This window comes from Paracoccus sp. S4493, from assembly GCF_000967735.1.
In the GTDB taxonomy this organism is placed as follows: domain Bacteria; phylum Pseudomonadota; class Alphaproteobacteria; order Rhodobacterales; family Rhodobacteraceae; genus Paracoccus; species Paracoccus marcusii.
The window spans coordinates 12,478-35,506 of record NZ_JXYF01000010.1 but is presented as its reverse complement, the minus strand read 5'-3'; the positions used below and the strand labels follow the sequence as shown (position 1 = coordinate 35,506).

Annotated in this window: 24 protein-coding genes; 9 read left to right on the top strand and 15 right to left on the bottom strand. The window is 66.6% G+C overall.

Annotated features, from left to right (window positions below):
• Nucleotides 1-42: 42 nt before the first annotated feature.
• On the top strand, nucleotides 43-1,272 hold the full coding sequence (gene hemA / locus TW83_RS02670) for a 5-aminolevulinate synthase (RefSeq protein WP_045981223.1): 1,230 nt from the start codon (nucleotides 43-45) through the stop codon (nucleotides 1,270-1,272).
• Between the two features lie 169 nt (nucleotides 1,273-1,441).
• On the top strand, nucleotides 1,442-2,686 hold the full coding sequence (locus TW83_RS02665) for a helix-turn-helix domain-containing protein (protein WP_239441269.1): 1,245 nt from the start codon (nucleotides 1,442-1,444) through the stop codon (nucleotides 2,684-2,686).
• Between the two features lie 28 nt (nucleotides 2,687-2,714).
• Here TW83_RS02665 and TW83_RS02660 read toward each other — a convergent pair whose 3' ends face one another.
• Nucleotides 2,715-3,761: a membrane dipeptidase gene (locus TW83_RS02660; protein WP_045981222.1), complete on the bottom strand. Its 1,047-nt coding sequence runs from the start codon at nucleotides 3,759-3,761 to the stop codon at nucleotides 2,715-2,717.
• A gap of 123 nt (nucleotides 3,762-3,884) precedes the next feature.
• On the opposite strand from TW83_RS02660, the gene TW83_RS02655 reads away from it, so the two are divergent.
• Nucleotides 3,885-4,205, top strand: coding sequence for an antibiotic biosynthesis monooxygenase family protein (locus TW83_RS02655; RefSeq protein WP_045981336.1), 321 nt, complete (start codon nucleotides 3,885-3,887; stop codon nucleotides 4,203-4,205).
• 75 nt (nucleotides 4,206-4,280) lie between these two features.
• Complete coding sequence (gene parA, locus TW83_RS02650) at nucleotides 4,281-4,913, top strand: ParA family partition ATPase (RefSeq protein ID WP_045981221.1); 633 nt, start codon at nucleotides 4,281-4,283, stop codon at nucleotides 4,911-4,913.
• Nucleotides 4,914-4,941: 28 nt separating this feature from the next.
• Here parA and TW83_RS02645 read toward each other — a convergent pair whose 3' ends face one another.
• Both TW83_RS02645 and TW83_RS02640 read right to left on the bottom strand, forming a co-directional pair.
• Nucleotides 4,942-5,244, bottom strand: coding sequence for a hypothetical protein (locus tag TW83_RS02645; RefSeq protein WP_052714596.1), 303 nt, complete (start codon nucleotides 5,242-5,244; stop codon nucleotides 4,942-4,944).
• Between the two features lie 130 nt (nucleotides 5,245-5,374).
• Nucleotides 5,375-5,569, bottom strand: coding sequence for a cation transporter (locus tag TW83_RS02640; RefSeq protein WP_045981220.1), 195 nt, complete (start codon nucleotides 5,567-5,569; stop codon nucleotides 5,375-5,377).
• Nucleotides 5,570-5,633: 64 nt separating this feature from the next.
• Between TW83_RS02640 and TW83_RS02635 the strand changes: the two genes are divergently transcribed.
• The 4 genes from TW83_RS02635 (at nucleotide 5,634) to lepA (ending at nucleotide 9,999) form a co-directional block, all read left to right on the top strand.
• Nucleotides 5,634-6,335 (top strand): HAD family hydrolase, encoded by a 702-nt coding sequence (locus TW83_RS02635; protein WP_045981219.1) that lies wholly within the window; start codon nucleotides 5,634-5,636, stop codon nucleotides 6,333-6,335.
• The gene (locus tag TW83_RS02630; protein WP_239441268.1) at nucleotides 6,332-7,237 is read left to right on the top strand and encodes a DMT family transporter; all 906 of its coding nucleotides are present in this window, start codon (nucleotides 6,332-6,334) and stop codon (nucleotides 7,235-7,237) included. Before TW83_RS02635 ends, TW83_RS02630 begins: the two co-directional genes overlap by 4 nt.
• A 201-nt stretch (nucleotides 7,238-7,438) precedes the next feature.
• The gene (locus tag TW83_RS02625; RefSeq protein WP_045981218.1) at nucleotides 7,439-8,134 is read left to right on the top strand and encodes a type 1 glutamine amidotransferase domain-containing protein; all 696 of its coding nucleotides are present in this window, start codon (nucleotides 7,439-7,441) and stop codon (nucleotides 8,132-8,134) included.
• A gap of 65 nt (nucleotides 8,135-8,199) precedes the next feature.
• Entirely contained in the window at nucleotides 8,200-9,999 is a 1,800-nt protein-coding gene (lepA, locus tag TW83_RS02620) for a translation elongation factor 4 (RefSeq protein ID WP_045981217.1), read from the top strand.
• On the opposite strand, the gene TW83_RS02615 is transcribed toward lepA, so the two are convergent.
• The 8 genes from TW83_RS02615 to guaA all read right to left on the bottom strand — a co-directional run bounded on the left by TW83_RS02615 (nucleotide 10,000) and on the right by guaA (nucleotide 18,277).
• The gene (locus TW83_RS02615; protein ID WP_052714594.1) at nucleotides 10,000-10,386 is read right to left on the bottom strand and encodes a hypothetical protein; all 387 of its coding nucleotides are present in this window, start codon (nucleotides 10,384-10,386) and stop codon (nucleotides 10,000-10,002) included.
• 141 nt (nucleotides 10,387-10,527) lie between these two features.
• The gene (locus TW83_RS19555) at nucleotides 10,528-10,674 is read right to left on the bottom strand and encodes an entericidin A/B family lipoprotein (protein WP_064503532.1); all 147 of its coding nucleotides are present in this window, start codon (nucleotides 10,672-10,674) and stop codon (nucleotides 10,528-10,530) included.
• Between the two features lie 63 nt (nucleotides 10,675-10,737).
• Nucleotides 10,738-11,121, bottom strand: a complete 384-nt coding sequence (gene rbsD, locus TW83_RS02610) for a D-ribose pyranase (protein WP_045981216.1) — start codon at nucleotides 11,119-11,121, stop codon at nucleotides 10,738-10,740.
• 9 nt (nucleotides 11,122-11,130) lie between these two features.
• The gene (locus TW83_RS02605) at nucleotides 11,131-12,312 is read right to left on the bottom strand and encodes a membrane dipeptidase (protein WP_052714593.1); all 1,182 of its coding nucleotides are present in this window, start codon (nucleotides 12,310-12,312) and stop codon (nucleotides 11,131-11,133) included.
• Between the two features lie 58 nt (nucleotides 12,313-12,370).
• Nucleotides 12,371-14,191, bottom strand: a complete 1,821-nt coding sequence (locus tag TW83_RS02600; RefSeq protein WP_045981215.1) for a M3 family oligoendopeptidase — start codon at nucleotides 14,189-14,191, stop codon at nucleotides 12,371-12,373.
• 70 nt (nucleotides 14,192-14,261) lie between these two features.
• Complete coding sequence (locus TW83_RS02595) at nucleotides 14,262-15,059, bottom strand: GNAT family N-acetyltransferase (RefSeq protein WP_045981214.1); 798 nt, start codon at nucleotides 15,057-15,059, stop codon at nucleotides 14,262-14,264.
• 62 nt (nucleotides 15,060-15,121) lie between these two features.
• Nucleotides 15,122-16,642: a cryptochrome/photolyase family protein gene (locus TW83_RS02590; protein WP_045981213.1), complete on the bottom strand. Its 1,521-nt coding sequence runs from the start codon at nucleotides 16,640-16,642 to the stop codon at nucleotides 15,122-15,124.
• Between the two features lie 75 nt (nucleotides 16,643-16,717).
• A complete protein-coding gene (gene guaA / locus TW83_RS02585; RefSeq protein WP_045981212.1) occupies nucleotides 16,718-18,277 on the bottom strand; it encodes a glutamine-hydrolyzing GMP synthase in 1,560 nt (519 codons plus the stop codon).
• Nucleotides 18,278-18,400: 123 nt separating this feature from the next.
• Here guaA and TW83_RS02580 point away from each other — a divergent pair, with 123 nt between their 5' ends.
• Nucleotides 18,401-18,913 (top strand): CAP domain-containing protein, encoded by a 513-nt coding sequence (locus TW83_RS02580; protein WP_052714591.1) that lies wholly within the window; start codon nucleotides 18,401-18,403, stop codon nucleotides 18,911-18,913.
• Nucleotides 18,914-18,959: 46 nt separating this feature from the next.
• Here the strand turns inward: TW83_RS02580 and TW83_RS02575 are convergent, their stop codons facing one another.
• Genes TW83_RS02575 through TW83_RS02560 form a run of 4 tightly spaced genes read right to left on the bottom strand, consistent with a single transcriptional unit; the run spans nucleotide 18,960 to nucleotide 22,924 of the window.
• On the bottom strand, nucleotides 18,960-20,294 hold the full coding sequence (locus tag TW83_RS02575) for a branched-chain amino acid ABC transporter permease (RefSeq protein ID WP_045981211.1): 1,335 nt from the start codon (nucleotides 20,292-20,294) through the stop codon (nucleotides 18,960-18,962).
• A gap of 12 nt (nucleotides 20,295-20,306) precedes the next feature.
• Nucleotides 20,307-21,314, bottom strand: a complete 1,008-nt coding sequence (locus TW83_RS02570; RefSeq protein WP_045981210.1) for a branched-chain amino acid ABC transporter permease — start codon at nucleotides 21,312-21,314, stop codon at nucleotides 20,307-20,309.
• A 3-nt stretch (nucleotides 21,315-21,317) separates the two neighbouring features.
• Nucleotides 21,318-22,145, bottom strand: a complete 828-nt coding sequence (locus TW83_RS02565; protein ID WP_084693643.1) for an ABC transporter ATP-binding protein — start codon at nucleotides 22,143-22,145, stop codon at nucleotides 21,318-21,320.
• Entirely contained in the window at nucleotides 22,142-22,924 is a 783-nt protein-coding gene (locus TW83_RS02560) for an ABC transporter ATP-binding protein (protein ID WP_045981209.1), read from the bottom strand. The genes TW83_RS02565 and TW83_RS02560 overlap by 4 nt, the downstream gene beginning before the upstream one ends.
• Between the last annotated feature and the right edge of the window lie 105 nt (nucleotides 22,925-23,029).

Sequence of the window (23,029 nt, the reverse complement as noted above, 5' to 3'; positions counted from 1 at the left end):
AGAATGATCGCACCCAGCCAGCTATGCAAGGGATCGCCCGCCATGAAATATGATGTCGCCTTGGACAAGGCCCTTGCACGTCTGCACGAGGAAGGGCGCTATCGCACCTTCATCGACATCGAACGTGCGCAGGGCCGGTTCCCGCAGGCGGTCTGGAATCGCCCCGACGGCGAACGCCAGGAAATCACCGTGTGGTGCGGAAACGACTATCTGGGCATGGGTCAGCACCCGACCGTCCTGGCCGCGATGCACGAGGCGCTGGACGCCACCGGTGCGGGGTCCGGCGGCACGCGCAATATCAGCGGTACCACGGTCTATCACAAGCGCCTGGAATCCGAACTGGCGGACCTGCACGACAAGCAGGCGGCGCTGGTCTTCTCCAGCGCCTACATCGCGAATGACGCGACGCTGTCGACGCTGCCCAAGCTGTTTCCCGGCCTGATCATCTATTCGGACGAGCTGAACCACGCGTCCATGATCGAGGGGATCAAGCGCAATGGCGGCGCCAAGCGCATCTTCCGGCACAACGATCTGGCGCATCTGCGCGAGCTGCTGGCCGCGGACGACCCGGACGCGCCCAAGCTGATCGCCTTCGAATCCATCTATTCGATGGACGGCGATTTCGGTCCGATCGAGGGGTTCTGCGATCTGGCCGACGAGTTCGGCGCGCTGACCTATCTGGACGAGGTTCATGCCGTCGGCATGTACGGCAAGCGGGGCGGCGGCGTCGCGGAACGCGACGGGCTGTCGGATCGCATCGACATCATCAACGGCACTCTGGGCAAGGCGTTCGGCGTGTTCGGCGGCTATATCGCGGCCAGCGACAAGATGTGCGACGCGATCCGGTCCTATGCGCCGGGGTTCATCTTCACCACGTCTTTGCCACCGGCGGTTGCAGCGGGCGCCGCGGCGTCCATCGCGCTGCTGAAGACCACCGAGGGGCAGAAACTGCGCGATGCGCAGCAGCTGCATGCCCGCATCCTGAAGATGCGTCTGAAATCGCTCGGCATGCCGATCATCGACCACGGCAGCCATATCGTGCCCGTCCATGTCGGTCATCCCGTGCATTGCAAGGCGCTGTCCGACATGCTGCTGCGCGATTACGGCATCTACGTGCAGCCGATCAACTTCCCCACGGTCCCGCGCGGGACCGAGCGGCTGCGTTTTACCCCGTCGCCGGTGCACGATCCGAAGCAGATCGATCACCTGGTCCGGGCGATGGATGCACTGTGGTCGCACTGTGCCCTGAATCGCGCGGAATTGAGCGCGTAATGCAATCCACGGGTGAACTGCTCTCGCCTGCGTGATAACCTTTGGCTAAAGAAGCTTTGGTAGCCTTCGATTCGGAGGCAGCCTATAACAAGCGGATGAGGCATAGGCGATGAGCAGGCTGCGGGCACCTGACCCGGCAGAAGATTTCGTGCAAGTCGGGGATACGGCAGTGTTCCTGGACGATGACACGCGGTTGGGCGATCTGATGCGCGGAGAGCGGGCGACGTTGGGCAAGTCCCTTCTGGACGTCCAGCGCGAATTGCGCATCCGTGCCTCCTATGTCGCCGCGATCGAGAACTGCGACGTCTCGGCCTTTGACGCGCCCAGCTTCATCTCGGGCTATGTGCGCTCCTATGCGCGTTATCTGGGCATGGACCCCGACTGGGTCTTTCGGCGGTTCTGTCAGGAATCTGGCTTTCAGCCGACGCATGGCATGGCTCCTGCCGCTGCCGGGCCCAAGCCGGGCCGCCGTCCGTCCGACCCTGCCGAAGCGCTGGCCAATCCCCGCGCCTTGTTCATCCCTCAGGAACGCGGATTCCTGTCCGAGGTCGAGCCGCGGGCCATCGGCGCGATCTTCGTGCTGATGGCGCTGATCGGTGGGCTGGGCTATGGCGGATGGGCCGTCCTGCAGGAGGTCCAGCGCGTCACGCTGACCCCGGGTGACGATCTGCCCACGGTGGTCGCCGAACTGGACCCGACGCATGGCGCGGGGCTGTCAGACCCTGCCATCGACGGCGGACAGGGCAGCGACATCGCGCTGAGCCTGCCCCAGCCCGAGGCGCTGGATCGTCTGTACCGTCCGCAGATCCTCGAGGCACCGGTCCTGACCGCGCGCGACGGGCCCATCGCGGCGATCGATCCGGGTCTGCTGGACAGTTCCGCCACGGTCGAGGATGTGATCGCCTCGGCGGGACAGGTCGCGCAGGTGCCGCTTCCCCAGAATGCACTGGCCCAGCAGGCCGGCGTGGCACAGGTGCCGACCGGAACGCCCGGCGCCATCGGCGCCTTGCAGACCGCCCAGCCCGCCGCCGTGGAAAGCGTCGTGCGCACGCTGGCCCCGGATGCGCCCCCGTTGGAGCTGATGGCGGCGCGTCCGGCCTGGGTGCGCGTGACATCGGCGGACGGCACGGTGCTGCTGGAAAAGATCATGGATGCGGGCGAACGCTTTGCGCTGCCGCCGCTGGAACAGCCGCCCGTGCTGCGGACCGGAAATTCGGGCGCGGTCTATTTCGCGGTCAGCGGCCAGACCTATGGGCCGGCGGCGCCCGGCGCGCAGGTCATCAGCGGGGTGGAACTGTCCCCCGCCAACCTGACCGAGCGTTATGCCCTGGCCGATCCCGCGGCCGACCCCGAACTGGCGCAGATGATCGCGGTGGCGCAGGTCGCGACGCCCGGCCAGACCGAAACCGAGTGAGACACGCAGGGCCGGAACCCTGGCCCGCCTAGCGCCAGGTGCGTTCCAACAGGCCGATCCAGTTGTCGCAGGCGATCTTGCGGATCAGGTCGGGGCCGTAACCGGCATCGTCCATCGCCTTGATCAGCACGGGCAGCGCCGATGCGTCGGGCAGATCACGTGGCATCAGCGCGCCGTCGAAATCGGACCCCAGGGCCACGCCATCTTCCCCCAGGAGCTCCAGCAGGTGATCCAGATGCCGGATCATCATGCCCAGGTCCTCCAACGGCTGGCGCCGCCCGTCAGGCCGCAGGAAGCTGGAGGCGAAGTTCAGTCCGACCAAGCCCTTGCTGTCCGCGATCTGGCGCAGCTGCCGGTCGGTCAGGTTGCGGCTGCTTTCGCTGAGGACATGCACGGCGCTGTGGCTGGCGACGAGGGGCGCGTCCGACAGCCGGGCCACGTCGTCGAAACCGGCCTGGTTCAGGTGCGACAGGTCCAGCATGATGCCAAGCGCGTTGCAATCCGCGACCAGGGCATGACCTTCGGGGGTCAGCGGGCCGCCCATGTCGGGGCTGGCGGGAAAGGCAAAGGGCACGCCCTCGCCGAACTGGGTGGGCCGCGACCAGACCGGCCCAAGCGAGCGCAGCCCCGCCGCGTGCCACAAATGCAGCGCATCACGGTCGCGGATCGCCTCGGCCCCCTCCATGTGCATGATCGCGGCGATCCTCCCGGCCGCAATGGTCGCGCGCAACCCTGCGGCGTCGCGCACGATATCCAGGGTGCCGGTCCGCTCCAGCGCCAGCAATGCCGCCGCCTGTGCGAAAGCCTGGGGCAGGGCCACGTCGGACGCGATCTGGGCGGGCAGGGGCAGCTCGAAGGGCGGGTTCTCCATCGCGTCCATCGCATGGTCGTCGCCCAGCCCTGCCGGTGTCGGTATCCAGATCGCGAAGAAACCGCCGACCATGCCGCCGGCCTGCATCCGGGGCAGGTCCAGATGGCCGGTGCCGTCGCCATGCAGCCAAAGCTGATCGGCATCCGCGCCCGCCGCCACGACGCGCTGCAGGAAATCGTTGTGGCCGTCGAATACCGGGGTCATGGCTGGTCCTTGCTGTTTCGTCCCGGCAGGATGCACATCGTGCAGCGCCCTGCAATGGCACTTTGCGCCAAGGGGCTTGGGGGTTACGCTGGTGGCAGGACCATGCCCATGAAAGGCCAGCCCATGCCCCGCATCACGCCCGATTTCGACGGCCAGACCGTCATCACCACCTTCGAGGTGACCCCTGGTACCGCGCATGACGTGTTGGACCTGCTGACCGAGGCGTGGGCGCAGGTCATCAGCCGACAGCCCGGCTGCCTGGGTGGGGCGATCCATCTGAACGACGCGCAGACCCGTATCGCCACCTATTCGCAGTGGCGCGACCGCCGCGATTACCAGGCGATGCTGCGCGACCCCGAGATGCGTCGCCGGAACCGCGAGATCCACGGAATGTGCAAGTCGTTCGAGCCCGTGATGTACGAGGTTCAGTCCGTGCATCCCTGATGCTGCACATGCAGAAACTTGGTGCAATCGGCCGCGTTGGACCCTAGGCTGGGCCAAACGCGGGGGATTGTCGCAATGTCAGGTCGGATCATCACGGTGGCTCAGCAAAAGGGCGGATCGGGCAAGACGACGCTGGCCGTCAATCTGGCGGTCAGCCTGCATGCGCGGGGTCATTCCGTCGCCCTGGTCGACACCGATCCGCAGGGCAGCCTGGGCCGCTGGTTCATGGAACGCATGTCCGCGGTGGGTGAGGACGAGGCGATGGATTTTTCGACCTCGTCGGCTTGGGGGGCCAGCTACGAATCGGAGAAGCTTAAGCGTCGGTTCGATTACGTCATCATCGACACGCCGCCCAAGATCGACAGCGACCTGCGCCCGGCGCTGCGTGTGGCGGATCTGGTGGTGGTGCCGGTGGCCACCAGCCATGTCGACCTGTGGGCGACCGAGGGGGTTCTGGATCTGGCGCGGCGCGACAAGGCGGATGTGCTGGTGGTCCTGAACCGCACCCTCCCCAACACGCGATTGTCAGTCGAGGTGGCGCAGAAGGCGGCCGAGCTGGGCGCGCAGGTGGCCGACACGCAGGTCGCGAACCGCGTCGTCTATGCCGAGACCCTGGGACTGGGTCTTGGGGCGATCGAACGCCCCAAGGGTCCCGCAATGGCCGAGATGGCCGCGCTGACGGATGAGATCCTGGCCCGCATCGGCTGACCCGACCGGGCCAGCCGGTTCGATCAGATCAGCGACACAACCGTTCGGATTGCGCCGCAAAATTGCGGTAGCGGGCCCAGAAGGCGTTGTCCGCATCACGCTTTGACGTGCGGACCTCTTGGGCGCGATGCGGCTCGCGGAAGAACTGCGCCGCCTGGCGCTGGTCCGACCGGGACAGGGTCTGGTTCGCGACCTGCTGGATGCAGCCGCACAGCGGTGCGTTGCCGCGCGCGCGGTCCGACCGGACGCAGGCGCTGTCGATGGGTCCGGCCATGGCCAGGGGGGTCGTCATGACGATCGCGGCGGCCGCGATCACGAAACGGTTCAGCATGGGACTGTCTCCTCGAAATGCCTCGGACGGCCGCGCGCCGGTTGGTCCGGTTCTTGCCCGCATAGGCCGATCGGGCGATCCTAGCATCAAGCGGCCCGCCGCTCAATCGCGGCGAACCCGGTGATCGGGGTCATGTGGCAAGCAGCGGGCGGGGGGTGAAGCCCGCGGCGGTCAGGGCGGATTGCGCGGTGGCGGGATCCAGCCCCTCGACGGTGACGCGCTTTTCGGGCAGATCGACGGTTGCGCGGCCGCCAGCCCCGGCGACGGCGGCCTCGATCGCGGCCTTGCAGTGGTCGCAGCTCATGTCGGGGACGGAATAGATCATCGGGCGCTCCTGTGCTGGGTCGTTCGATCCTGAAACAGCGCGGCGCCGCCCGCAAGAGGACGACATGACCCTGTTTGACGCCATCGGGCTGGATGCCGACGACACGCTGTGGGAGAACGAGACGTTCTTTCGCGTCACCGAGGCCGAGTTCTGCGCGCTGCTGTCGGACCACGGCGACGCCGAGACCATCGCGGCGCGGCTGTACGACACGGAAAGCGCGAACCTTGCGCGCTACGGTTACGGCATCAAGGGCTTCATGCTGTCGATGGTCCAGACCGCGATCGAGCTGACCGACGGACGCATCGAGGGTCGCCAGATCGCCCGCATCCTGGACCTGGGCGCCGAGATGCTGGCCCATCCCGTGACCCTGCTGCCGGGGGTGGAACAAGCCCTGGACGCGCTGGAGGGACGACGGCTGATCCTGATCACCAAGGGCGACCTGATGGATCAGGAGCGCAAGATCGCAGCCTCCGGCTTGGCCGAGCGATTCGCGGCGGTGCAGATCCTGGCCGACAAGACGCCCGAGGCCTATGCCCGGGTCCTGATGGGGCAGGGGGTGGAGCCGTCGCGGTTCCTGATGGCGGGCAACTCGATGCGCAGCGACGTGATCCCGGTGCTGGATCTGGGCGGGACGGGGGTCTTCATCCCGCATGACCTGACCTGGAGCCATGAACATGCCGAGGCGCCCGATCATCCGCGCCTGCACCAGCTGTCCGACATGGGCGGACTGCCCGCGCTGATCGCCGACCTGGAAGGTGCGGCGTGACCGACAACGGGCGTGCCGCGCTGTTCATGTCGGCATCGATGGCGATGTTCGCGGTCGAGGATGCGTTTCTCAAGGTGCTGACCCGGACGATGCCGGTGTGGCAGTTGCTGGCGATGGTGGGGGTGGTCGCGGGTGTGGTCTTCTGGATGCGTCTGGCGCGGCGGGGAGGGCGTCTTTGGACCGGTGACCTGATCCATCCCATGGCGCTGTTGCGCAATGCCGGAGAGATCGTGGGGGCCGTCTGCTTGGTGACGGCGCTGGCGGTGGGTGATCTGGCGGTGACCTCTGCGATCCTGCAGGTGCTGCCGCTGACGCTGGTGCTGGGCGCGGCGCTGTTTCTGGGCGAAAAGGTCGGCTGGCGCCGTTGGCTGTCGGTGGCGGTCGGGTTCGCGGGGGTGCTGCTGATCCTGCGGCCGGGGACGGCGGCGTTCCAGCCCGCAATGCTGTGGGCGGTGGCGGGCGTCGCGGGGCTGACGCTGCGCGATCTGGCCACGCGGCGCATTCCGCCTGGGGTGGCGTCGGATCAACTGTCGGCCTCTGCCTATGGCGCGATGATTCCGGCGGGGGTGGTGCTGGGCTTGCTGGCCGGGCCCGCGCCGGTGATGCCTGGCCCGATCGAGGTCGTCTTGCTGGCGGGGACGGTGGTGTTCGGCGTCGTGGGCTATGCGACCCTGGTGGCGGCCTCGCGTCTGGGCCAGGCGTCGGTCGTCGCGCCGTTCCGATACACGCGGCTGGCCTTTGCGTTGGTCGTGGCGGCGGTGATCTTTGGCGAGCGGCCCGATGCGGCCACATTGGCGGGGGCGGCGTTGATCGCGCTGGCGGGGGGATATGCGATGTGGCGCGAGGCGGGGCTGCGGCGCAGGCGCCCCGTCGACAGCCTGGTGCGACCCGGTCCCGGCTGAGATCCTGCCCACGCATGGCTTGGGCGGACGAGGCCGCCTGCGGCCCCATCGAGGGGCCTTGGCGGCCGCGCGACCCAGATGGTCGCGCCGGTGCGACATCGCGACCGGGAACCCGGACGCGTCGGGGAACATTTACGTGCCGAACGCCATGGCGCCATCCTGGCATCGTGGTGATTTTTGCATCCCTCAAGGAGGTTTACCATGCCCAAGGCCCTGTTCATCCTGACCTCGCACGACACGCTTGGCGACACCGGCAAACCCACGGGTTTCTATTGGGAGGAGCTGGCCGCCCCCTATTGGATCCTGTCGGACGCGGGCTGGCAGATCGAGCTGGCCAGCATCAAGGGCGGCAAGCCCCCGGCGGACCCCTCCTCGGCCGAGGGCGACGCGATGACCGACGAGGTCCGCCGCCTGCTGGCCGACGAGGCGGTCATGAACAAGCTGGAGAACACCACCAAGGTCGAGGACGTCGAGGTGTCCGGTTGCGACATCGTGTTCCTGCCGGGCGGTCACGGCACGATGTGGGACCTGCCCAATTCGAAGGCGCTGGGCGATCTGCTGGGCCGGGCGTTCGACAAGGGTGCGGTAGTCGGCGCGGTCTGCCACGGGCCGGCGGGCCTGCTGTCGGCGCGTCTCGCCTCGGGTGATCCGCTGGTCCACGGCCGTCGCGTGGCTGGGTTCACCAACAGCGAGGAGGACGCGGTCGGCCTGTCCGACGTCGTCCCGTTCATGCTGGAGGACCAGCTGAAGGCCCAGGGCGGCCATCATCAGAAGGGCCCGGACTGGCAGCCCTTTGCCGTCGCCGATGGCAACCTGGTCACCGGCCAGAACCCTGCCTCGTCGGCCGAGGTCGCGCGCCTGATGCTGAAGGCCGCGGACCTTCCGACCGCGCCCTGACACCAAATAACGCAGGGCCGCGAAACCCTCTTTTCGCGGCCTTTGCGGGGCTGTATAGCCCGCCCATGACCGACCTTGACCTCATCCGCAATTTTTCGATCGTGGCCCATATCGACCACGGGAAATCCACCTTGGCCGACCGGCTGATCCAGTCCACGGGCACTGTCGCGGATCGCGACATGAAGGCCCAGATGCTGGACAGCATGGATATCGAGCGCGAGCGCGGGATCACCATCAAGGCCAACACGGTGCGGATCAGCTATCCGGCCAAGGACGGCCGGACCTATGTCCTGAACCTGATCGATACGCCGGGCCACGTGGACTTTGCCTATGAGGTCAGCCGGTCGATGCGCGCGGTCGAGGGGTCGCTGCTGGTCGTCGACGCCAGCCAGGGCGTCGAGGCGCAGACGCTGGCCAACGTCTATCAGGCGATCGACGCAGGCCACGAGATCGTGCCGGTCCTGAACAAGATCGACCTGCCCGCGGCCGAGCCCGACCGCGTCAAGGAGAACATCGAGGAAGTCATCGGCATCGACGCGCAGGACGCGATTCCGATCAGCGCCAAGACCGGTCTGGGCATCCCGGACGTCCTGGAGGCCATCGTCACGCGCCTGCCCGCGCCCAAGGGCGACCGCGACGCGCCGCTGAAGGCGATGCTGGTGGACAGCTGGTACGACGCCTATCTGGGCGTTGTCGTGATGATCCGCGTGATGGACGGGGTGATCCGCAAGGGCGACCAGATCAAGATGATGCAGACCGGCGCCAGCCACCGCATCGACAAGCTGGCCGTCCTGACGCCGCAGATGGTCGACATCGCCGAACTGGGCCCGGGAGAGATCGGTGTCTTTACCGGCTCGATCAAGCAGGTCCGCGATACGCGCGTGGGCGACACGATCACACAGGAACGCAAGCCCTGTGCCACGGCGTTGCCGGGCTTCAAGCCGGCGCAGCCGGTGGTGTTCTGCGGTCTGTTCCCGGTGGACGCCAATGATTTCGAACCCCTGCGCGACGCCATCGAGAAGCTGGCCCTGAACGACGCCAGCTTCAGCTATGAGATGGAGACGTCGGCGGCCCTGGGGTTCGGCTTCCGCTGCGGGTTCCTGGGGCTTCTGCACCTTGAGGTCATCCGCGACCGGCTTGAGCGCGAATACGATCTGGACCTGATCACCACGGCGCCGTCGGTGGTCTTCAAGCTGCATATGCGCGACGGCGAGGTGCGCGACCTGCACAACCCCGCCGACATGCCGGACCTGACCCATGTCGACCATATCGAGGAGCCGCGCATCAAGGCCACGATCATGGTGCCGGACGAATATCTGGGCGACGTGCTGAAGCTGTGCCAGGACCGCCGCGGCATCCAGCTGGACCTGACATATGCGGGCAGCCGCGCGATGGTCGTCTATGACCTGCCGTTGGCCGAGGTCGTGTTCGACTTCTATGACCGGCTGAAGTCGGTGACTAAGGGCTATGCCAGCTTCGACTATCAGATCAGTGAGTACCGCGAGGATTTCCTGGTCAAGATGTCGATCCTGGTGAACGACGAGCCGGTGGACGCGCTGTCGATCATGGTTCATCGCGACCGTGCCGAAAGCCGTGGCCGCGCGATGGTCGAAAAGCTCAAGGACCTGATCCCGCGGCACATGTTCAAGATCCCGATCCAGGCCGCGATCGGTGCCCGCGTGATCGCGCGCGAGACGCTGTCGGCCATGCGCAAGGACGTGACCGCCAAGTGCTATGGCGGCGACGCCACGCGGAAAAAGAAGCTGCTGGAAAAGCAGAAGGCCGGCAAGAAGAAGATGCGTCAGTTCGGCAAGGTCGAGATTCCGCAGACCGCCTTCATCCAGGCGCTGAAGATGGACAACTGATCATCGATCCCGAATGAAGGGAATGATGATGCGGCAATGGCTGGCCACGGCCTGACCGATCGACAGCGCGCCATCGCGCGGCCCTGATCCGAACTGGGACAGGCCTGCGCCGTGCGCCTGGCGAGCCGGGTCCAACGTGAACAGGATGCCCTGACCTGCCTCGCGCGGCTTGGGACTGGCGCGCCAGATGCGCGTCGCGACCGGCTGGTTCATCACCTGCTGCGCAAGATCGCCGGCAGCGCACCAGTAATCCGTGTCGGTCCGGCCCGCCTCGAACGGGACCGCGATATCGGTCGCATCGACCTGACGGGCCTCCATGCCATTGCGGGCGGTGAAAGCGTGGGCGGGCAGGGGTAGCGCGAGCAGCGCCATCAGGATGATCCGCATGATGGCCTCATCGTTTCTTTAAGGGATACGTTCAAACGGACCAGACCGGCATCGGGTTCCTTATCCAATGTTCCATGCGCATGAGAAAGCCCCCCAGCAGCACGCTGCGGGGGGCCGTCATGTCTTGCCGATCGATCAGGATCACATCCCGGCTTGAGCCTCGGCGCTTTCCTGCTGGACGACCGCGCCCGCGGTCGAGATGTCGCGGCCCGCACCTTGCACGGTTTCGCAGGCGGCCAGCGTCATCATGGCCAGAACGGCGGTCAGGCCCAGGATCTTCTTCTGCATCGCTCAGTCTCCTTGTGGATAAGCATCTGGGCTTGCAACGCAATATCGGCGCATCGGTTCCGTCTAAAACGCCACGCCGGCGTAAAGGGCCACATTGGCATAGGGGGTGCATTCCCCGGTCCGCACGATCGCGCGGGCGTGGCGCGACGCCGCCTTAAAGTCGTCATGCGACAGCATGGTGACCGCTCCGATATCGCGTCGCGCGAATTCGGCCTGCAGGTCGGGGGCGGCTTCGGTCGCCATCGCGGAACGTTCGACGACCAGTTCGGCCAGCACCACGTCCAGCACATCGAAGACGCCCGGAATGCCGCGGGTCAGGGCCAGGTCGATGACCCGGACGCCGGCGGGCACGGGAAGCCCGGCATCGCCGATCACCAGCATGTCGCCGTGGCCGAAGGCGGCGATCAGCCCGGACAGTTCGGCATGCAGCAAGGTCGTGCGTTTCATCGGTTCCTCTCAGTTCTCGGGCAGGGTTTCGGCCAGATAGGCCATCATGTTGCCCCCCATGACCTTCGCGATCTGCACCTCCGACAGGCCCTGGTCAAGCAGGGCCTGGGTCAGTGCCGAAAGATGGGCGGCGTCGAATGGCGTGTCGACCGACCCGTCCCAGTCCGAGCCGAGCGAGACGTGGTCCTCTCCGGCGACCTCGATCGCGGCTGCGATGGCTTGGGCCACGTCGGTGGGCGTCGATCCGCAGACCACGTCCGACCAGAACCCGACGCCGATGATCCCGCCCGCCTGCGCGATGTCCGCGACCAGATCGTCGGGCAGGCTGCGGGGGCTGGGGCAGTGGCGGGTGATGCCGGTGTGGGACAGGACCGGCCGCGCGCCCGGAATGGCCAGCACGTCGCGCACCATCTGCGGGCTGGCATGGGTCACGTCGATGATCATCCCGCGCGCGATCATCGCGTCCGCTACCTGACGCCCGAAATCGGACAGGCCCGCGCCGGTACCGCCCTCTCCGTGCAGGCTGCCGCCCAGTTCGTTGTCGAAGAAATGCGTCAGGCCCATCAACCGGAAGCCCGCGTCATAGAGCACGTCCAGATTGGCCGGATCGCCCTCCAGCGGGTGACCGCCTTCCGATCCCAGCACCGCGCCCAGCACCTGCGCGCCTGCCTGCCGCCGCGCCAAGTGGTCGGCCAGATCGGCGCGGCTGCGGATCACCCGCAGCCGGTCAGGTGCGCGATCCGCGACGTCCTGCAACGCCTGCGCCTGCACCAGCGCCCGTTCGCGCAGGGAGAACCAGCTGCGCGGCGGGCGCAGCTGTCCGATGAACAGGGGCGTGATGTTGTCGCCGGTATCGGTGGCGTTGTGGTCATAGTTCTGGCCGCGGGGGCTTTTCGTGACGGTGGTGAAGACCTGCACCGCCATGTTCCCGTCCAGCAGGCGCGGAACGTCGGTATGACCCCGATCCGCACGGTCCAGCAGGTCGCGGTCCCACAACAACGCATCGGAATGCCAGTCGCCGATCACCAGCCGGTCATGCAGGGCCTGCGCCTCTGTCGTGACCGGCCAGCCTTCTGCCGGCATGGTGACGGGGTTCATCCCGCGTTCGACATAGGCCGGGGCGAAGGTCAGAAACCCCGCCACGCCCATCGCCAGGGCCACGCCCGTCCCCAGCAGCACCCGTTTCCACATCGCTCCTCCGATCCGTTGCGCACAGTCTAGCGCGACGGACCGGGGACGCCAGACGGGATCACGCCTCCAGCGCCTCCAGCTGGTCGATCAGGCTCTCGATCATGGACAGGCCCTTGTCCCAGAAGGCCGGGTCGGACGCATCCAGGCCGAACGGTGCCAGCAGTTCGCGGTGATGCTTGGAGCCGCCGGCCTTCAGCAGGTCGAAATACTTGTCCTGAAAGTCCGGCAGGCCGTCCTCGTAGGCGGCATAGAGCGCGTTCACCAGCCCGTCGCCGAAGGCATAGGCATAGACATAGAAGGGCGAATGCACGAAATGCGGGACATAGGTCCAGAACGTCTCGTATCCCGGCATGTATTCGAAGACCGGGCCCAGGCTTTCATGCTGGACGGCCATCCACAGTGCGTTGATGTCGTCGGGGGTCAGCTCTCCCTCGGCGCGGGCGGCGTGCAGGCGGCATTCGAAATCATAGAACGCGATCTGACGGACGACCGTGTTGATCATGTCCTCGACCTTGCCCGCCAGCAGGGCCTTCTTCTGCGCGGGGTCGGTGGTCTTGGCCAGCAGCGCGCGGAAGGTCAGCATCTCACCGAAGACGGACGCGGTTTCCGCTAGGGTCAGCGGCGTCGAGGACAGCAGCTCTCCCTGACGGGCCGCCAGACGCTGATGAACGCCGTGGCCCAGTTCGTGCGCCAAGGTCATCACGTCGCGCGGTTTGCCCAGATAGTTTAGCAGGATATAGGGATGCGCGGTCGAGACAGTCGGGTGCGCGAACGCGCCCGGCGCCTTGCCCGGCTTGACGCCCGCGTCGATCCAGCCCTTGTCGAAGAACGGCTCGGCCAGTTCGGCCAGTTCCGGCGAGAAGCCGGCATAGGCGTCCAGAACCGTCGACCGCGCCTCGGGCCAGTCGATCACACGGGGCGCGTCGGTCGGCAGCGGCGCGTTCCGGTCCCAGACCTGCAGCTTGTCCAGCCCCAGCCATTTCGCCTTCAGCGCGTAATAGCGGTGCGACAGGCGGGGATAGGCGGCGGTGACGGCATTGCGCAGCGCCTCGACCACCTCGGGTTCGACATGGTTCGACAGGTGACGGCCGTATTGCGGCGTGGGCATCTTGCGCCACTTGTCCTCGATCGCCATTTCCTTGGCCAGCGTGTTGTGGATGCGCGTGAACAGCCCGACATTCGCGGTGAAGACCTTGGCCAGCGCATGGGCGGCGGCCTCGCGGCGTGCCCGGTCGTGGTCGGTCAGCAGGTTCAGCGTGGCCTCCAGGCCCAGGGTCTCTCCGTCGACGTCAAAGGTCAGGGCTGCGGTCGTCTCGTCGAACAGGCGGTTCCAGGCGGCGGCGCCGACGACCGAAGTGTCGTGCAGGAACTGCTCCAGCTCGTCCGACAGTTGGTGGGGTCGCATCGCGCGCATCCGGTCGAAGACCGGCTTGTAGCGGGCAGGACCGTCGGCGGCGGTGAACATGGATTCGTAGGTCGCATCGGGGATGCGGTTGAACTCCAGCGAGAAGAAGATGATCGGCGTCGTCAGATCGGTGATGCGCGCCTGCAGGTCGCCCATCTGCTTGGCACGGACCGGGTCGGTGGTGTTCTGGTAATAGCGCAGCCCGATATAGGACATGACGCGCCCGGCCAGGATATTGATTTGCTCGAACGCCTCGACCGCCTCCAGCATCTGCGCGGGCGTCAGGTCGGCCAGCTTGCCCTGGTATTCGGCGGCAAAGGCCTGCGCCTGCGTCTCGATGCGCGCGATGTCCGCGGTCAGTTCGGGGCTGTCAGGGGCGGTATAGAGGTCGCTGAGATCCCATTCGGGCAGGGTGCCGAAATCGCCCTTGGCGCGCGCCGGATCGGTTGCATCGAAGACGGTGTTGCCTGCCATGGTGGGTCCTTTCAAAATGCTTCGGCGTCAGATGTGGACCCTGCCGGGCAGCGCCGCAAGGGGCGCGCCGTCACAGGGCCGTAAAGGCTCCGGCATGGGTGACGGCGCTGCCCCGGGTCAGGCTGCCGTGGATCTGCAGGCCAGGCCCCGCATAGGGGGATGCCAGATCCGCGGGGACGAAACCCGATCCGGCATAGACCGTGGGATCGCCCAGGACCACGACCGGCCCCGTCGCGGCGCGCAGTGCGGCATCGATCAGCGCCCGACCGATGCCGCGCCGCTGCATGGCCGGATGGACGGCCAGCGGCGCCAAGGCGAATGCCGGTTCCGGCGCCTGCAGGGGCGACAGGGCGACAAGGCCGACCGGCACGCCTTCGACATGGGCCACCAGCGCGTGGGACAGATCGCCATCGGCCCGCAGTGCGCGCAGCAGGTGGGCCTCGGCCGAGCCATCGAATGCGCGTACCAGCAAGGCGTGCAGGGCTGCGTGATCCGACGGGACTTCGGGGCGGATCATGACCTGCGCGGCGTGGCGATGGAAATCGCGGCCCATGTCGCGGCTGCGCAGGCCCCAGGGGCTGGATGCCGTGCGGGCCTGATGCGCCGCGAACGCGTCGTCATCGGCAAAGACCTCGGACAGGGTCCAGACCATCGGGTCGTCGGATTGCGCGATGTCAAAGCACAGACATCCCGGCTCGGCGCGGCTGGCATCGGCATGATCCTGCAGCAGGTCCAGCGCGGTCAGCATCTGCGCCGTGTCGTGACAGATCAGGCGTCCGTGCAGGGCGACGGGGGCAGGCGACAGGGGCACCGGCGTGCCAGAGGGGTCCAGGGCGGGGGTATGGGCATGGCCGCAGGCGCAATCCATCGGCAGGTCCTTTCGCTAATCGGCGGGCAGCGTGGCGGCACGGCAGCCCCGCGTCAAGCGGCTCAGACCGGATCGCCCGCATCTAGGCGGTCCAAGAACGCGGCCGCGTCGCTGCGGATCTGGCGGCGCTTGTCGGCGTCCATCCGGTCCCAGGTCGCATAAGCGCGCCCGATGCGGGGGTTCGACTGGAACCTGTCGCGATGACGCACCATGAAATCCCAATAGAGCACGTTGAACGGGCAGGCGCCGGGGCCGGTCTTCTGCGTCACCTTATAGGCGCATCCGCCGCAATAATCCGACATCTTGGCGATGTAGTTGCCCGAACTGACATAGGGCTTGGACCCGACCACGCCGCCATCCGCGAACTGGCTCATCCCGATGACGTTGGGTGCCTCGACCCATTCATAGGCATCGACATAGACGGCCAGATACCATTCATGGACCTGCGCCGGATCGATCCCCGCCAGCAGGGCGAAGTTTCCCGTCACCATCAGCCGCTGGATATGATGCGCATAGGCGTGATCGCGGGTCTGTCCCACCGCCTGCGCCATGCAGTTCATCCGCGTGGGCGCACCCCAATAGACCGGCGGCAGGGCGCGGTCATGCCCCAGCACGTTGCGCGCGGTATAGTCCGGCCCTTTCAGGAAATAAATGCCACGCATGTATTCGCGCCAGCCGATGATCTGGCGGATGAAGCCTTCGGCCGAATTCAGGCGGACCTTGCCCGCGGCATGGGCGTCGGCGGCGGCCTGGCACACCTCCATCGGGGACAGCAGGCCTGCGTTAATATAGGGCGACAGGATCGAATGATGCAGGAACGGATCGTCCTGCAGCATCGCGTCCTGATAGGGGCCGAATTCGTCCAGCGAATGGTCGATGAAATGCGCCAAGACCTGCAGCGCGCCGGCCCGGTCGGTGGCATAGCCAAAGGGCCGCAGACGGCCGAAATTGTCGGGAAACCGTGCCTCGACCAGGTCCAGAACCTGGGCGGTCACCGCGTCCGGTTCGAACCGGGGCGGGGGGATGCGCAGCAGGTCGGCCTGGGCGGGCTTGCGGTTGTCGTGGTCGAAGTTCCACTTGCCGCCCATCGGTTGGTCGCCCTCCATCAGCAGCCCGGTCTTGCGGCGCATCTCGCGATAGAACCACTCCATCCGCAATTCCTTGCGGCCGTCGGCCCAGGCCTCGAACTCCGGCTGGCTGCAGATGAAGCGGTTGTCGGGCAGCTGCGTGACGGGCACGGGCAGGTCGTCCAGCGCGGCGATCAGGCGCCATTCCCCGGACCGCGTGGCGATCACGCGCTCGGCGCCATGCGCCGCGGCATGCCGCAGCAGCTCTCCGGGAATGGACTGGGTGTTGTCGGGATCGTCCAGCGTCGCATAGGCGACGCGGTGGCCGGCCTCGCGCAGACGGTCCGCGAACTTGCGCATCGCGGCGAACAGGAAGGCGATCTTCTGCGGGTGGTGGGGGACATAGCTGGCCTCGGACATCACCTCGGCCATCACGATCAGATCGTCGGGGCGCGCCTCGCGCAGCGCTGACAGGTCAGGTGACAGCTGGTCGCCCAGCACCAGGATCAGACGCATTCCACACCCCCAGAATGACAAGGACGCGCAGGTTGCCCTGCGCGTTCCCGACATGTCATGCGACGCGGTGCCGCGTCATTCCCATTCGATCGTGCCCGGAGGCTTGGACGTGATGTCATAGGTGCAACGGTTGATGCCATTGACCTCGTTGATGATCCGCGTCGCGGTCTCGCCCAGGAAGTCGTGGGTGAAGGGATAATAGTCCGCCGTCATCCCGTCGACCGAGGTCACGGCCCGCAGCGCGCAGGCGAAATCATAGGTCCGGCCGTCGCCCATGACGCCAACCGTGCGCACCGGCAGGATCGCCACGAAGGCCTGCCAGATCTCGTCGTACAGACCGTGCTTGCGGATCTGGTCGATGAAGACCGCGTCGGCCTTACGCAGGATCTCCAGCTTTTCGCGGGTGATCTCTCCGGGGCAGCGGATGGCCAGACCGGGGCCGGGGAAGGGGTGGCGACCGATGAAGCTCTCGGGCAGGCCCAGTTCGCGGCCCAGCTCGCGGACTTCGTCCTTGAACAGTTCGCGCAGGGGTTCCACCAGCTTCAGGCCCATCTTCTCGGGCAGGCCGCCCACGTTGTGGTGCGACTTGATCGTGACCGACGGGCCGCCGCTGAAGCTGACGCTCTCGATCACGTCCGGGTACAGCGTCCCCTGCGCCAGGAAATCGGCGCCCTCGATCTGGCTGGCGTATTTCTGGAACACGTCGATGAACAGCCGACCGATGGTCTTGCGCTTGACCTCTGGGTCGCTGACGCCTTCCAGCGATCCCAGGAACAGGTCGGCCTCGTTCGCATGGATCAGCGGGATGTTGTAGTTGTCGCGGAACATCTTGACGACGTCCTCGCCCTCGTTCAGCCGCAGCAACCCGTGATCGACGAAGACGCAGGTCAGCTGGTCGCCGATCGCCTCGTGGATCAGGACTGCCGCCACCGACGAATCCACGCCCCCCGACAGGCCGCAGATGACCTTGCGGTCGCCCACGGTCTCGCGGATCTTGCGGATCGCCTCGTCCTTGTAGCTGGCCATGGTCCAGTCGCCGGTGAAGCCCGCCAGCCGGACGAAGTTCTCCAGCATGGTGCGGCCGTTCGGCGTGTGATGCACCTCGGGGTGGAACTGGACGGCATAGAAATGGCGCGCCTCGTCCGCGATCATCGCCATGGGCGCGTTGGGCGAGGTGCCGATGACCTCGAAGCCCGGCGCAAGGCTGGTGACGCGGTCGCCATGGCTCATCCAGACCTCTTCGCGGCCTGTGTGGAACAGGCCGGCAAAGATGCCGTCGGACTTGTGGCCCGGCGCGGGCGCGATGAACGCGCGGCCGTATTCGGCGTGGTGCCCGGCCTCGACCCGGCCGCCCAGCTGCTCCATCATGACCTGCTGGCCATAGCAGATGCCAAAGACGGGCACGCCCATGTCGAACACGGCCTGGGGCGCGCGCGGGCTGCCGTCGGTCGTGACGCTGGCGGGGCCGCCCGACAGGATGATCGCCTGCGGCGCCATCTGGCGCAGCGTGTCGTCGGTCACCGTGTTGAACGGGTGGATTTCGCAATAGACGTTCAGTTCACGCAGGCGACGCGCGATCAGCTGCGTCACTTGGCTGCCGAAGTCGATGATCAGAAGGCGCTGGTGCTGGGTCATGGGTGCGCTTTAAGCGCGGTTTCAGCACCTTGCAAGCATTTCGGCGCCGCGGCGGGCGGGAACCGACGAAACCCGCGCGCGTTCGGGGTCAATCACCCCGATCCGTGCAAAAGGTATGTCCCGATGAAGCGCTTGTCCCTTGCCGCCACCTGCGTTCTGGCCCTGTCTGCCTGCCAGATGCCGATTCCCGGCCTGACGGCCCCGCAGGCCCCCGCCGATCAGGCGCTGGCCACAGAATGCCGCGGAGAGGTCGACGCGGGGCTGCGCCTGTCCGCCGCCGTCAACGCCGCCCGCGCGGCCGAGGGCAAGAACGCACTGGCCAGCAGTGCGGAACTGGACCGCATCGCGCTGGCCCATGCCTGCGACATGGCGCGAATGGGCCGCGCTGACGTGGCCGGGTCGAACGGGTCGAACGTCGTCGACCGCGCGCGGTCCGTGGGCTATCCGACCTGCGGCGTGGTCCAGCTGGTCGGCGCCGGCGGCACGCCCGAAGGAACGGTCAACGCGTGGCTTGTCCCCGGCCCGCAGCGGGAACAGGTCCTGGGACAGCTCAGCTATCAAATCGGCAGCGGAGTCGTGCGCGGCGCGGACGGGCGGCTGTGGCACAGCACGGTCCTGGGCAACAACTGCCGCTGAACGGACAAGGGGCGCGGTGTGATCCGCGCCCCTTTCCCATGTTGCCCTATTTTTCGGGCAGCAGGCCCCGTGGCGCAAAGCGCAGCACCAGCAGCAGCACCGCCCCCATCGCGATGAAGCGCATGTGCGGCGCGCTGTCCAGCAGGTGCGCCTTGACCGGCCCGTCGGCCATCGGCCCGGTCAGCATCGCGATTAGGGCAGGGCCCCAGACCTCGGCCTTGATCCACAGGAACCAGATGGTGACGGCCCCCAGCACTGCACCCCAGTTGTTGCCGGACCCGCCAACGATCACCATCACCCAGATCAGGAAGGTATAGCGCAGCGGGTTATAGCTGGTCGGCGCCAAGAGCCCGTCCAGAGTGACCATCATCGCGCCCGCGACCCCAATGACCGCCGACCCCAGGATGAACACCTGCAGGTGGCGGCGGGTCACGTCCTTGCCCATCGCCTCGGCTGCGGTCTCGTTGTCGCGGATGGCGCGCATCATGCGGCCCCAGGGCGATTTCAGCGCCAGTTCGGCCAGCAGGATGATGACCAGCAGCACGACCAGGAACAGCGACATGTAGGAAAGTTTGACCCAGATGCCTGACGCCTCGGCCGCGGGGAAGCCCCAACTGGCGGCAAAGTCGACGAAATCAGGGTTGCGCTGCAGGGCCACCTCCTGCGCGACGGGGCGCGGGATCGAGGTGATGTTCTTGACCCCGCGGGCCAGCCAGTCCTCGTTCTTCATCACGGCCACGATGATCTCGCCGATGCCAAGCGTGGCGATGGCCAGGTAATCGGACCGTAGGCCCAGGGCGACCGTGCCGATGGCCCAGGCCGCGGCAGCCGCGAACACGCCGCCCACCACCCAGGACAGCAGCACCGGCAGGCCGAGGCCGCCGATATTGCCGTTGCGGGCCGGGTTGTTCGCCTCGATCGCGATGACCGCGGGATCGAACAGCCATCGATAGGCTACAAAGCCGCCGATCAGCACGACCGCGGTCAGGATGCCGCTGCGGGTGCGCGTCCAGGCCAGCTTGGCCATGGCCAGCGTCCCCACGCCCACGGCCAGCGCCAGCATCAGCCGCGTGCCACCCGCGGCCCATGCTCCTTCGACCGGGGGCAGCGACACTAGGACGGGGGCCAGCGCGCCCATCGCCAGAAAGCCCACCACGCCCACGTTGAACAGGCCCGCATAGCCCCATTGCATGTTGACGCCCAGGGCGGTGATCGCGGACAGCAGCCCCATGTTCAGGATCGCCAGCGACGTGTTCCAGCTGCCCGAGAACATGCTGTTCCGGACCGTGCCCTCCAGCACGAACAGGATGGCCAGCACCGCGAACAGGATTGGCGCGCGCCAGGGGCTGGCGGATGTCGCGGCTTGACGGTTGGTTGCCATGATCTTTTTCCCTCAGACCGATTTGCCGCGGAACAGGCCGGTGGGCCTGAACAGCAGGACGACGATCAGGATCACGAAGCTGACCGCGAATTTGTATTCCGTGCCCAGAAGCTGCATCAGCCCGCCGGGTTCGTACCAAGGCGCCAAATAGCCCACGACCTTGACCCACGGATAGGTCACCGCCACCTCGGAGAACGCGACCAGGAACCCGCCCGCGATGGCGCCAAGCGGATTGCCCAGGCCCCCGACGATCGCGGCAGCAAAGATCGGCAGCAGGATCTGGAAATAGTTGAAGGCCTTAAATGACTTGTCCAACCCGTAAAGCGTGCCCGCGATGGTCGCCAGCGCGGCCGCGATGATCCAGGTCAGGCGCACGACGCGTTCCGGGTCGATGCCCGACAGCAGGGCCAGATCCTCGTTGTCGGAATAGGCGCGCATGGCCTTGCCCGACTTCGTGCGGTTCAGGAACCAGAACAGCGCGATCATCACGATCAGCGCCACCCCTACGGTCAGTGCCTGGGTCGAGCGCAGCGCCAGGCCTTCCTCCAGCCCGGTCATCTCGCGGAAATCGCGGACCGCGATCAGGAAGCGCGCGCCGTCGTCAAAGCGGATCTCGTCCACGCCGATCAGGATGCGGGTCAGGCCGTTCATCACGAACATCACGCCGACCGATGCCATCACCAGGATGATCGGCGCGGCCTTCTGCCGGCGATAGAATTTATAGACTGCGCGGTCGGTGCCCAGCACCAGCAGCGCCGTCAGCGCGATGCCAAGAGGAAGGGCGATCAGCGCCGTGGGCAGCGGGCCTGCGCTGATGCCCAGGGATTGCAGCCCCCAGGTCAGCAGGATCACGATGCCCGTGCCAAAGGCCATGGTGTCGCCATGCGCGAAGTTCGAAAACCGCAGGATGCCATAGATCAGCGTGACGCCCAGGGCGCCAAGCGCCAGCTGCGCGCCATAGGCGGCGGCCGGGATGAAGACGAAGTTCAGAAAGACCACGAGGGCGTTCAGGATATCCACGGCTCAGCCCCCCAGGAAGGTGCGACGCACCTCGTCGTTCTGCATCAGGTCGGCCCCGGTGCCGGTATGGGCGTTCGCGCCCTGCACCAGCACATAGGCCTTGTCGGCGATCATCATCGCCTGACGTGCGTTCTGTTCGACCATCAGGACGGGCAGCCCGCCCCGCGCGATGGCGATGATGCGGTCGAACAGCTCGTCCATGACGATGGGGCTGACGCCCGCGGTGGGTTCGTCCAGCATCAGCACCTTGGGTCGGGTCATCAGCGCACGACCGACGGCGACCTGCTGGCGTTGACCGCCCGACAGTTCGCCCGCGGCCTGGCGGCGCTTGGCGGCGACGGCGGGGAACAGGTCATAGACCTGCTCCATCGTCGCGCGGATGTCGTCGCGGCGGATATAGGCGCCCATCTCCAGGTTCTCCTCGACCGTCATGGACGGGAAGATGTTGTTGACCTGCGGGACGAACCCCATGCCCGCCTTGACCCGGTCCTGGGGGTTCAGCGCGGTGATGTCCTGACCGTTCAACCGCACCGATCCCTGGCGCAGGTTCAACATGCCGAATATGGCCTTCATGGCCGTGGATTTGCCCGCGCCGTTGGGGCCGACGATCACCGCGATCTGGCCCTGTTCGACCGCGATGGTGCAGTCGTGCAGGATGTCGGCGCCCTTGCCGTACCCGCCGGTCATCGCCTCGCCGATCAGAAATGGATCGCCCGCGCGACCGGCGCCCACCGGTCCGGACCGCCGTGTGCCGTCGATCTGGCCCATCCCCTTGATGTTCACCACCGAGGCGTCGCGGTTGCCGCGATTGCCAAAGCCTGCGTCGCTCATGCGCCCACCATGTCCTTGTTCTTCAGGCCGGTGCCCAGATAGGCCTCGATCACCGCCTCGTTCTTCATGATGTCCTGGGCGCTGCCCTTGGCAAGAACCTTGCCCTCGGCCATCACGATCACCGGGTCGCACAGCTTGCCGATGAAATCCATGTCATGCTCGATCACGCAGAAGGTATAGCCGCGTTCCTTGTTCAGACGGATGATCGCGTCGGCGATGGTCATCAGCAGGGTGCGGTTCACGCCCGCGCCGACCTCGTCCAGGAAGACGATCTTGGCGTCGACCATCATCGTGCGGCCCAGCTCCAGCAGCTTCTTCTGGCCGCCGGACAGGTTGCCGGCCTTCTCATGGGTCAGGTGGCGGATGGTCAGGAAGTCCAGAACCTCATCCGCCTTGCGCTTCAGTTCGGCCTCCTCGCGCTCGATCCGGCCGCGCTGGAACCAGGTCTTCCAGATCGTCTCTCCGGATTGCGCGCCGGGGACCATCATCAGGTTCTCGCGCACGGTCATCGAGCTGAACTCATGCGCCAGCTGGAAGGTGCGCAGCAGGCCCTTGTGAAACAGCTCGTGCGGCGGCAGGCCGCTGATGTCCTCGCCGTCCATGAAGACGCGACCCGAGGTCGGGGGCAGCACACCCGCGATCACGTTGAACAGCGTCGACTTGCCCGCGCCGTTCGGCCCGATCAGCCCGGTGATCGAGCCGGTCTCGATCGTCAGGCTGGCGCCGTCCACGGCGCGAAAGCCGCCGAAATGTCTGTGAAGATCCTCGACACGGATCATGCGTCACCTTCCCTGTCTTCACATTCCTGGTGAAGATGTGCCGTCAAGCGGCTGTTATCTTTGCAAAACGGCCCGGCACCAAGATGGTGCCGGGCCGCCTGTTCC

Excerpts from the sequence above, each read along its gene's own strand:
- hemA (WP_045981223.1), top strand. The coding sequence starts at position 43 with ATGAAATATGATGTCGCCTTGGACAAGGCCCTTGCACGTCTGCACGAG.
- TW83_RS02660 (WP_045981222.1), bottom strand. The coding sequence starts at position 3,761 with ATGACCCCGGTATTCGACGGCCACAACGATTTCCTGCAGCGCGTCGTG.
- TW83_RS02655 (WP_045981336.1), top strand. The coding sequence starts at position 3,885 with ATGCCCCGCATCACGCCCGATTTCGACGGCCAGACCGTCATCACCACC.
- parA (WP_045981221.1), top strand. The coding sequence starts at position 4,281 with ATGTCAGGTCGGATCATCACGGTGGCTCAGCAAAAGGGCGGATCGGGC.
- TW83_RS02645 (WP_052714596.1), bottom strand. The coding sequence starts at position 5,244 with ATGCTGAACCGTTTCGTGATCGCGGCCGCCGCGATCGTCATGACGACC.
- TW83_RS02640 (WP_045981220.1), bottom strand. The coding sequence starts at position 5,569 with ATGATCTATTCCGTCCCCGACATGAGCTGCGACCACTGCAAGGCCGCG.
- TW83_RS02635 (WP_045981219.1), top strand. The coding sequence starts at position 5,634 with ATGACCCTGTTTGACGCCATCGGGCTGGATGCCGACGACACGCTGTGG.
- TW83_RS02625 (WP_045981218.1), top strand. The coding sequence starts at position 7,439 with ATGCCCAAGGCCCTGTTCATCCTGACCTCGCACGACACGCTTGGCGAC.
- lepA (WP_045981217.1), top strand. The coding sequence starts at position 8,200 with ATGACCGACCTTGACCTCATCCGCAATTTTTCGATCGTGGCCCATATC.
- TW83_RS02615 (WP_052714594.1), bottom strand. The coding sequence starts at position 10,386 with ATGCGGATCATCCTGATGGCGCTGCTCGCGCTACCCCTGCCCGCCCAC.
- TW83_RS19555 (WP_064503532.1), bottom strand. The coding sequence starts at position 10,674 with ATGCAGAAGAAGATCCTGGGCCTGACCGCCGTTCTGGCCATGATGACG.
- rbsD (WP_045981216.1), bottom strand. The coding sequence starts at position 11,121 with ATGAAACGCACGACCTTGCTGCATGCCGAACTGTCCGGGCTGATCGCC.
- TW83_RS02605 (WP_052714593.1), bottom strand. The coding sequence starts at position 12,312 with ATGTGGAAACGGGTGCTGCTGGGGACGGGCGTGGCCCTGGCGATGGGC.
- TW83_RS02600 (WP_045981215.1), bottom strand. The coding sequence starts at position 14,191 with ATGGCAGGCAACACCGTCTTCGATGCAACCGATCCGGCGCGCGCCAAG.
- TW83_RS02595 (WP_045981214.1), bottom strand. The coding sequence starts at position 15,059 with ATGGATTGCGCCTGCGGCCATGCCCATACCCCCGCCCTGGACCCCTCT.
- TW83_RS02590 (WP_045981213.1), bottom strand. The coding sequence starts at position 16,642 with ATGCGTCTGATCCTGGTGCTGGGCGACCAGCTGTCACCTGACCTGTCA.
- guaA (WP_045981212.1), bottom strand. The coding sequence starts at position 18,277 with ATGACCCAGCACCAGCGCCTTCTGATCATCGACTTCGGCAGCCAAGTG.
- TW83_RS02580 (WP_052714591.1), top strand. The coding sequence starts at position 18,401 with ATGAAGCGCTTGTCCCTTGCCGCCACCTGCGTTCTGGCCCTGTCTGCC.
- TW83_RS02575 (WP_045981211.1), bottom strand. The coding sequence starts at position 20,294 with ATGGCAACCAACCGTCAAGCCGCGACATCCGCCAGCCCCTGGCGCGCG.
- TW83_RS02565 (WP_084693643.1), bottom strand. The coding sequence starts at position 22,145 with ATGAGCGACGCAGGCTTTGGCAATCGCGGCAACCGCGACGCCTCGGTG.
- TW83_RS02560 (WP_045981209.1), bottom strand. The coding sequence starts at position 22,924 with ATGATCCGTGTCGAGGATCTTCACAGACATTTCGGCGGCTTTCGCGCC.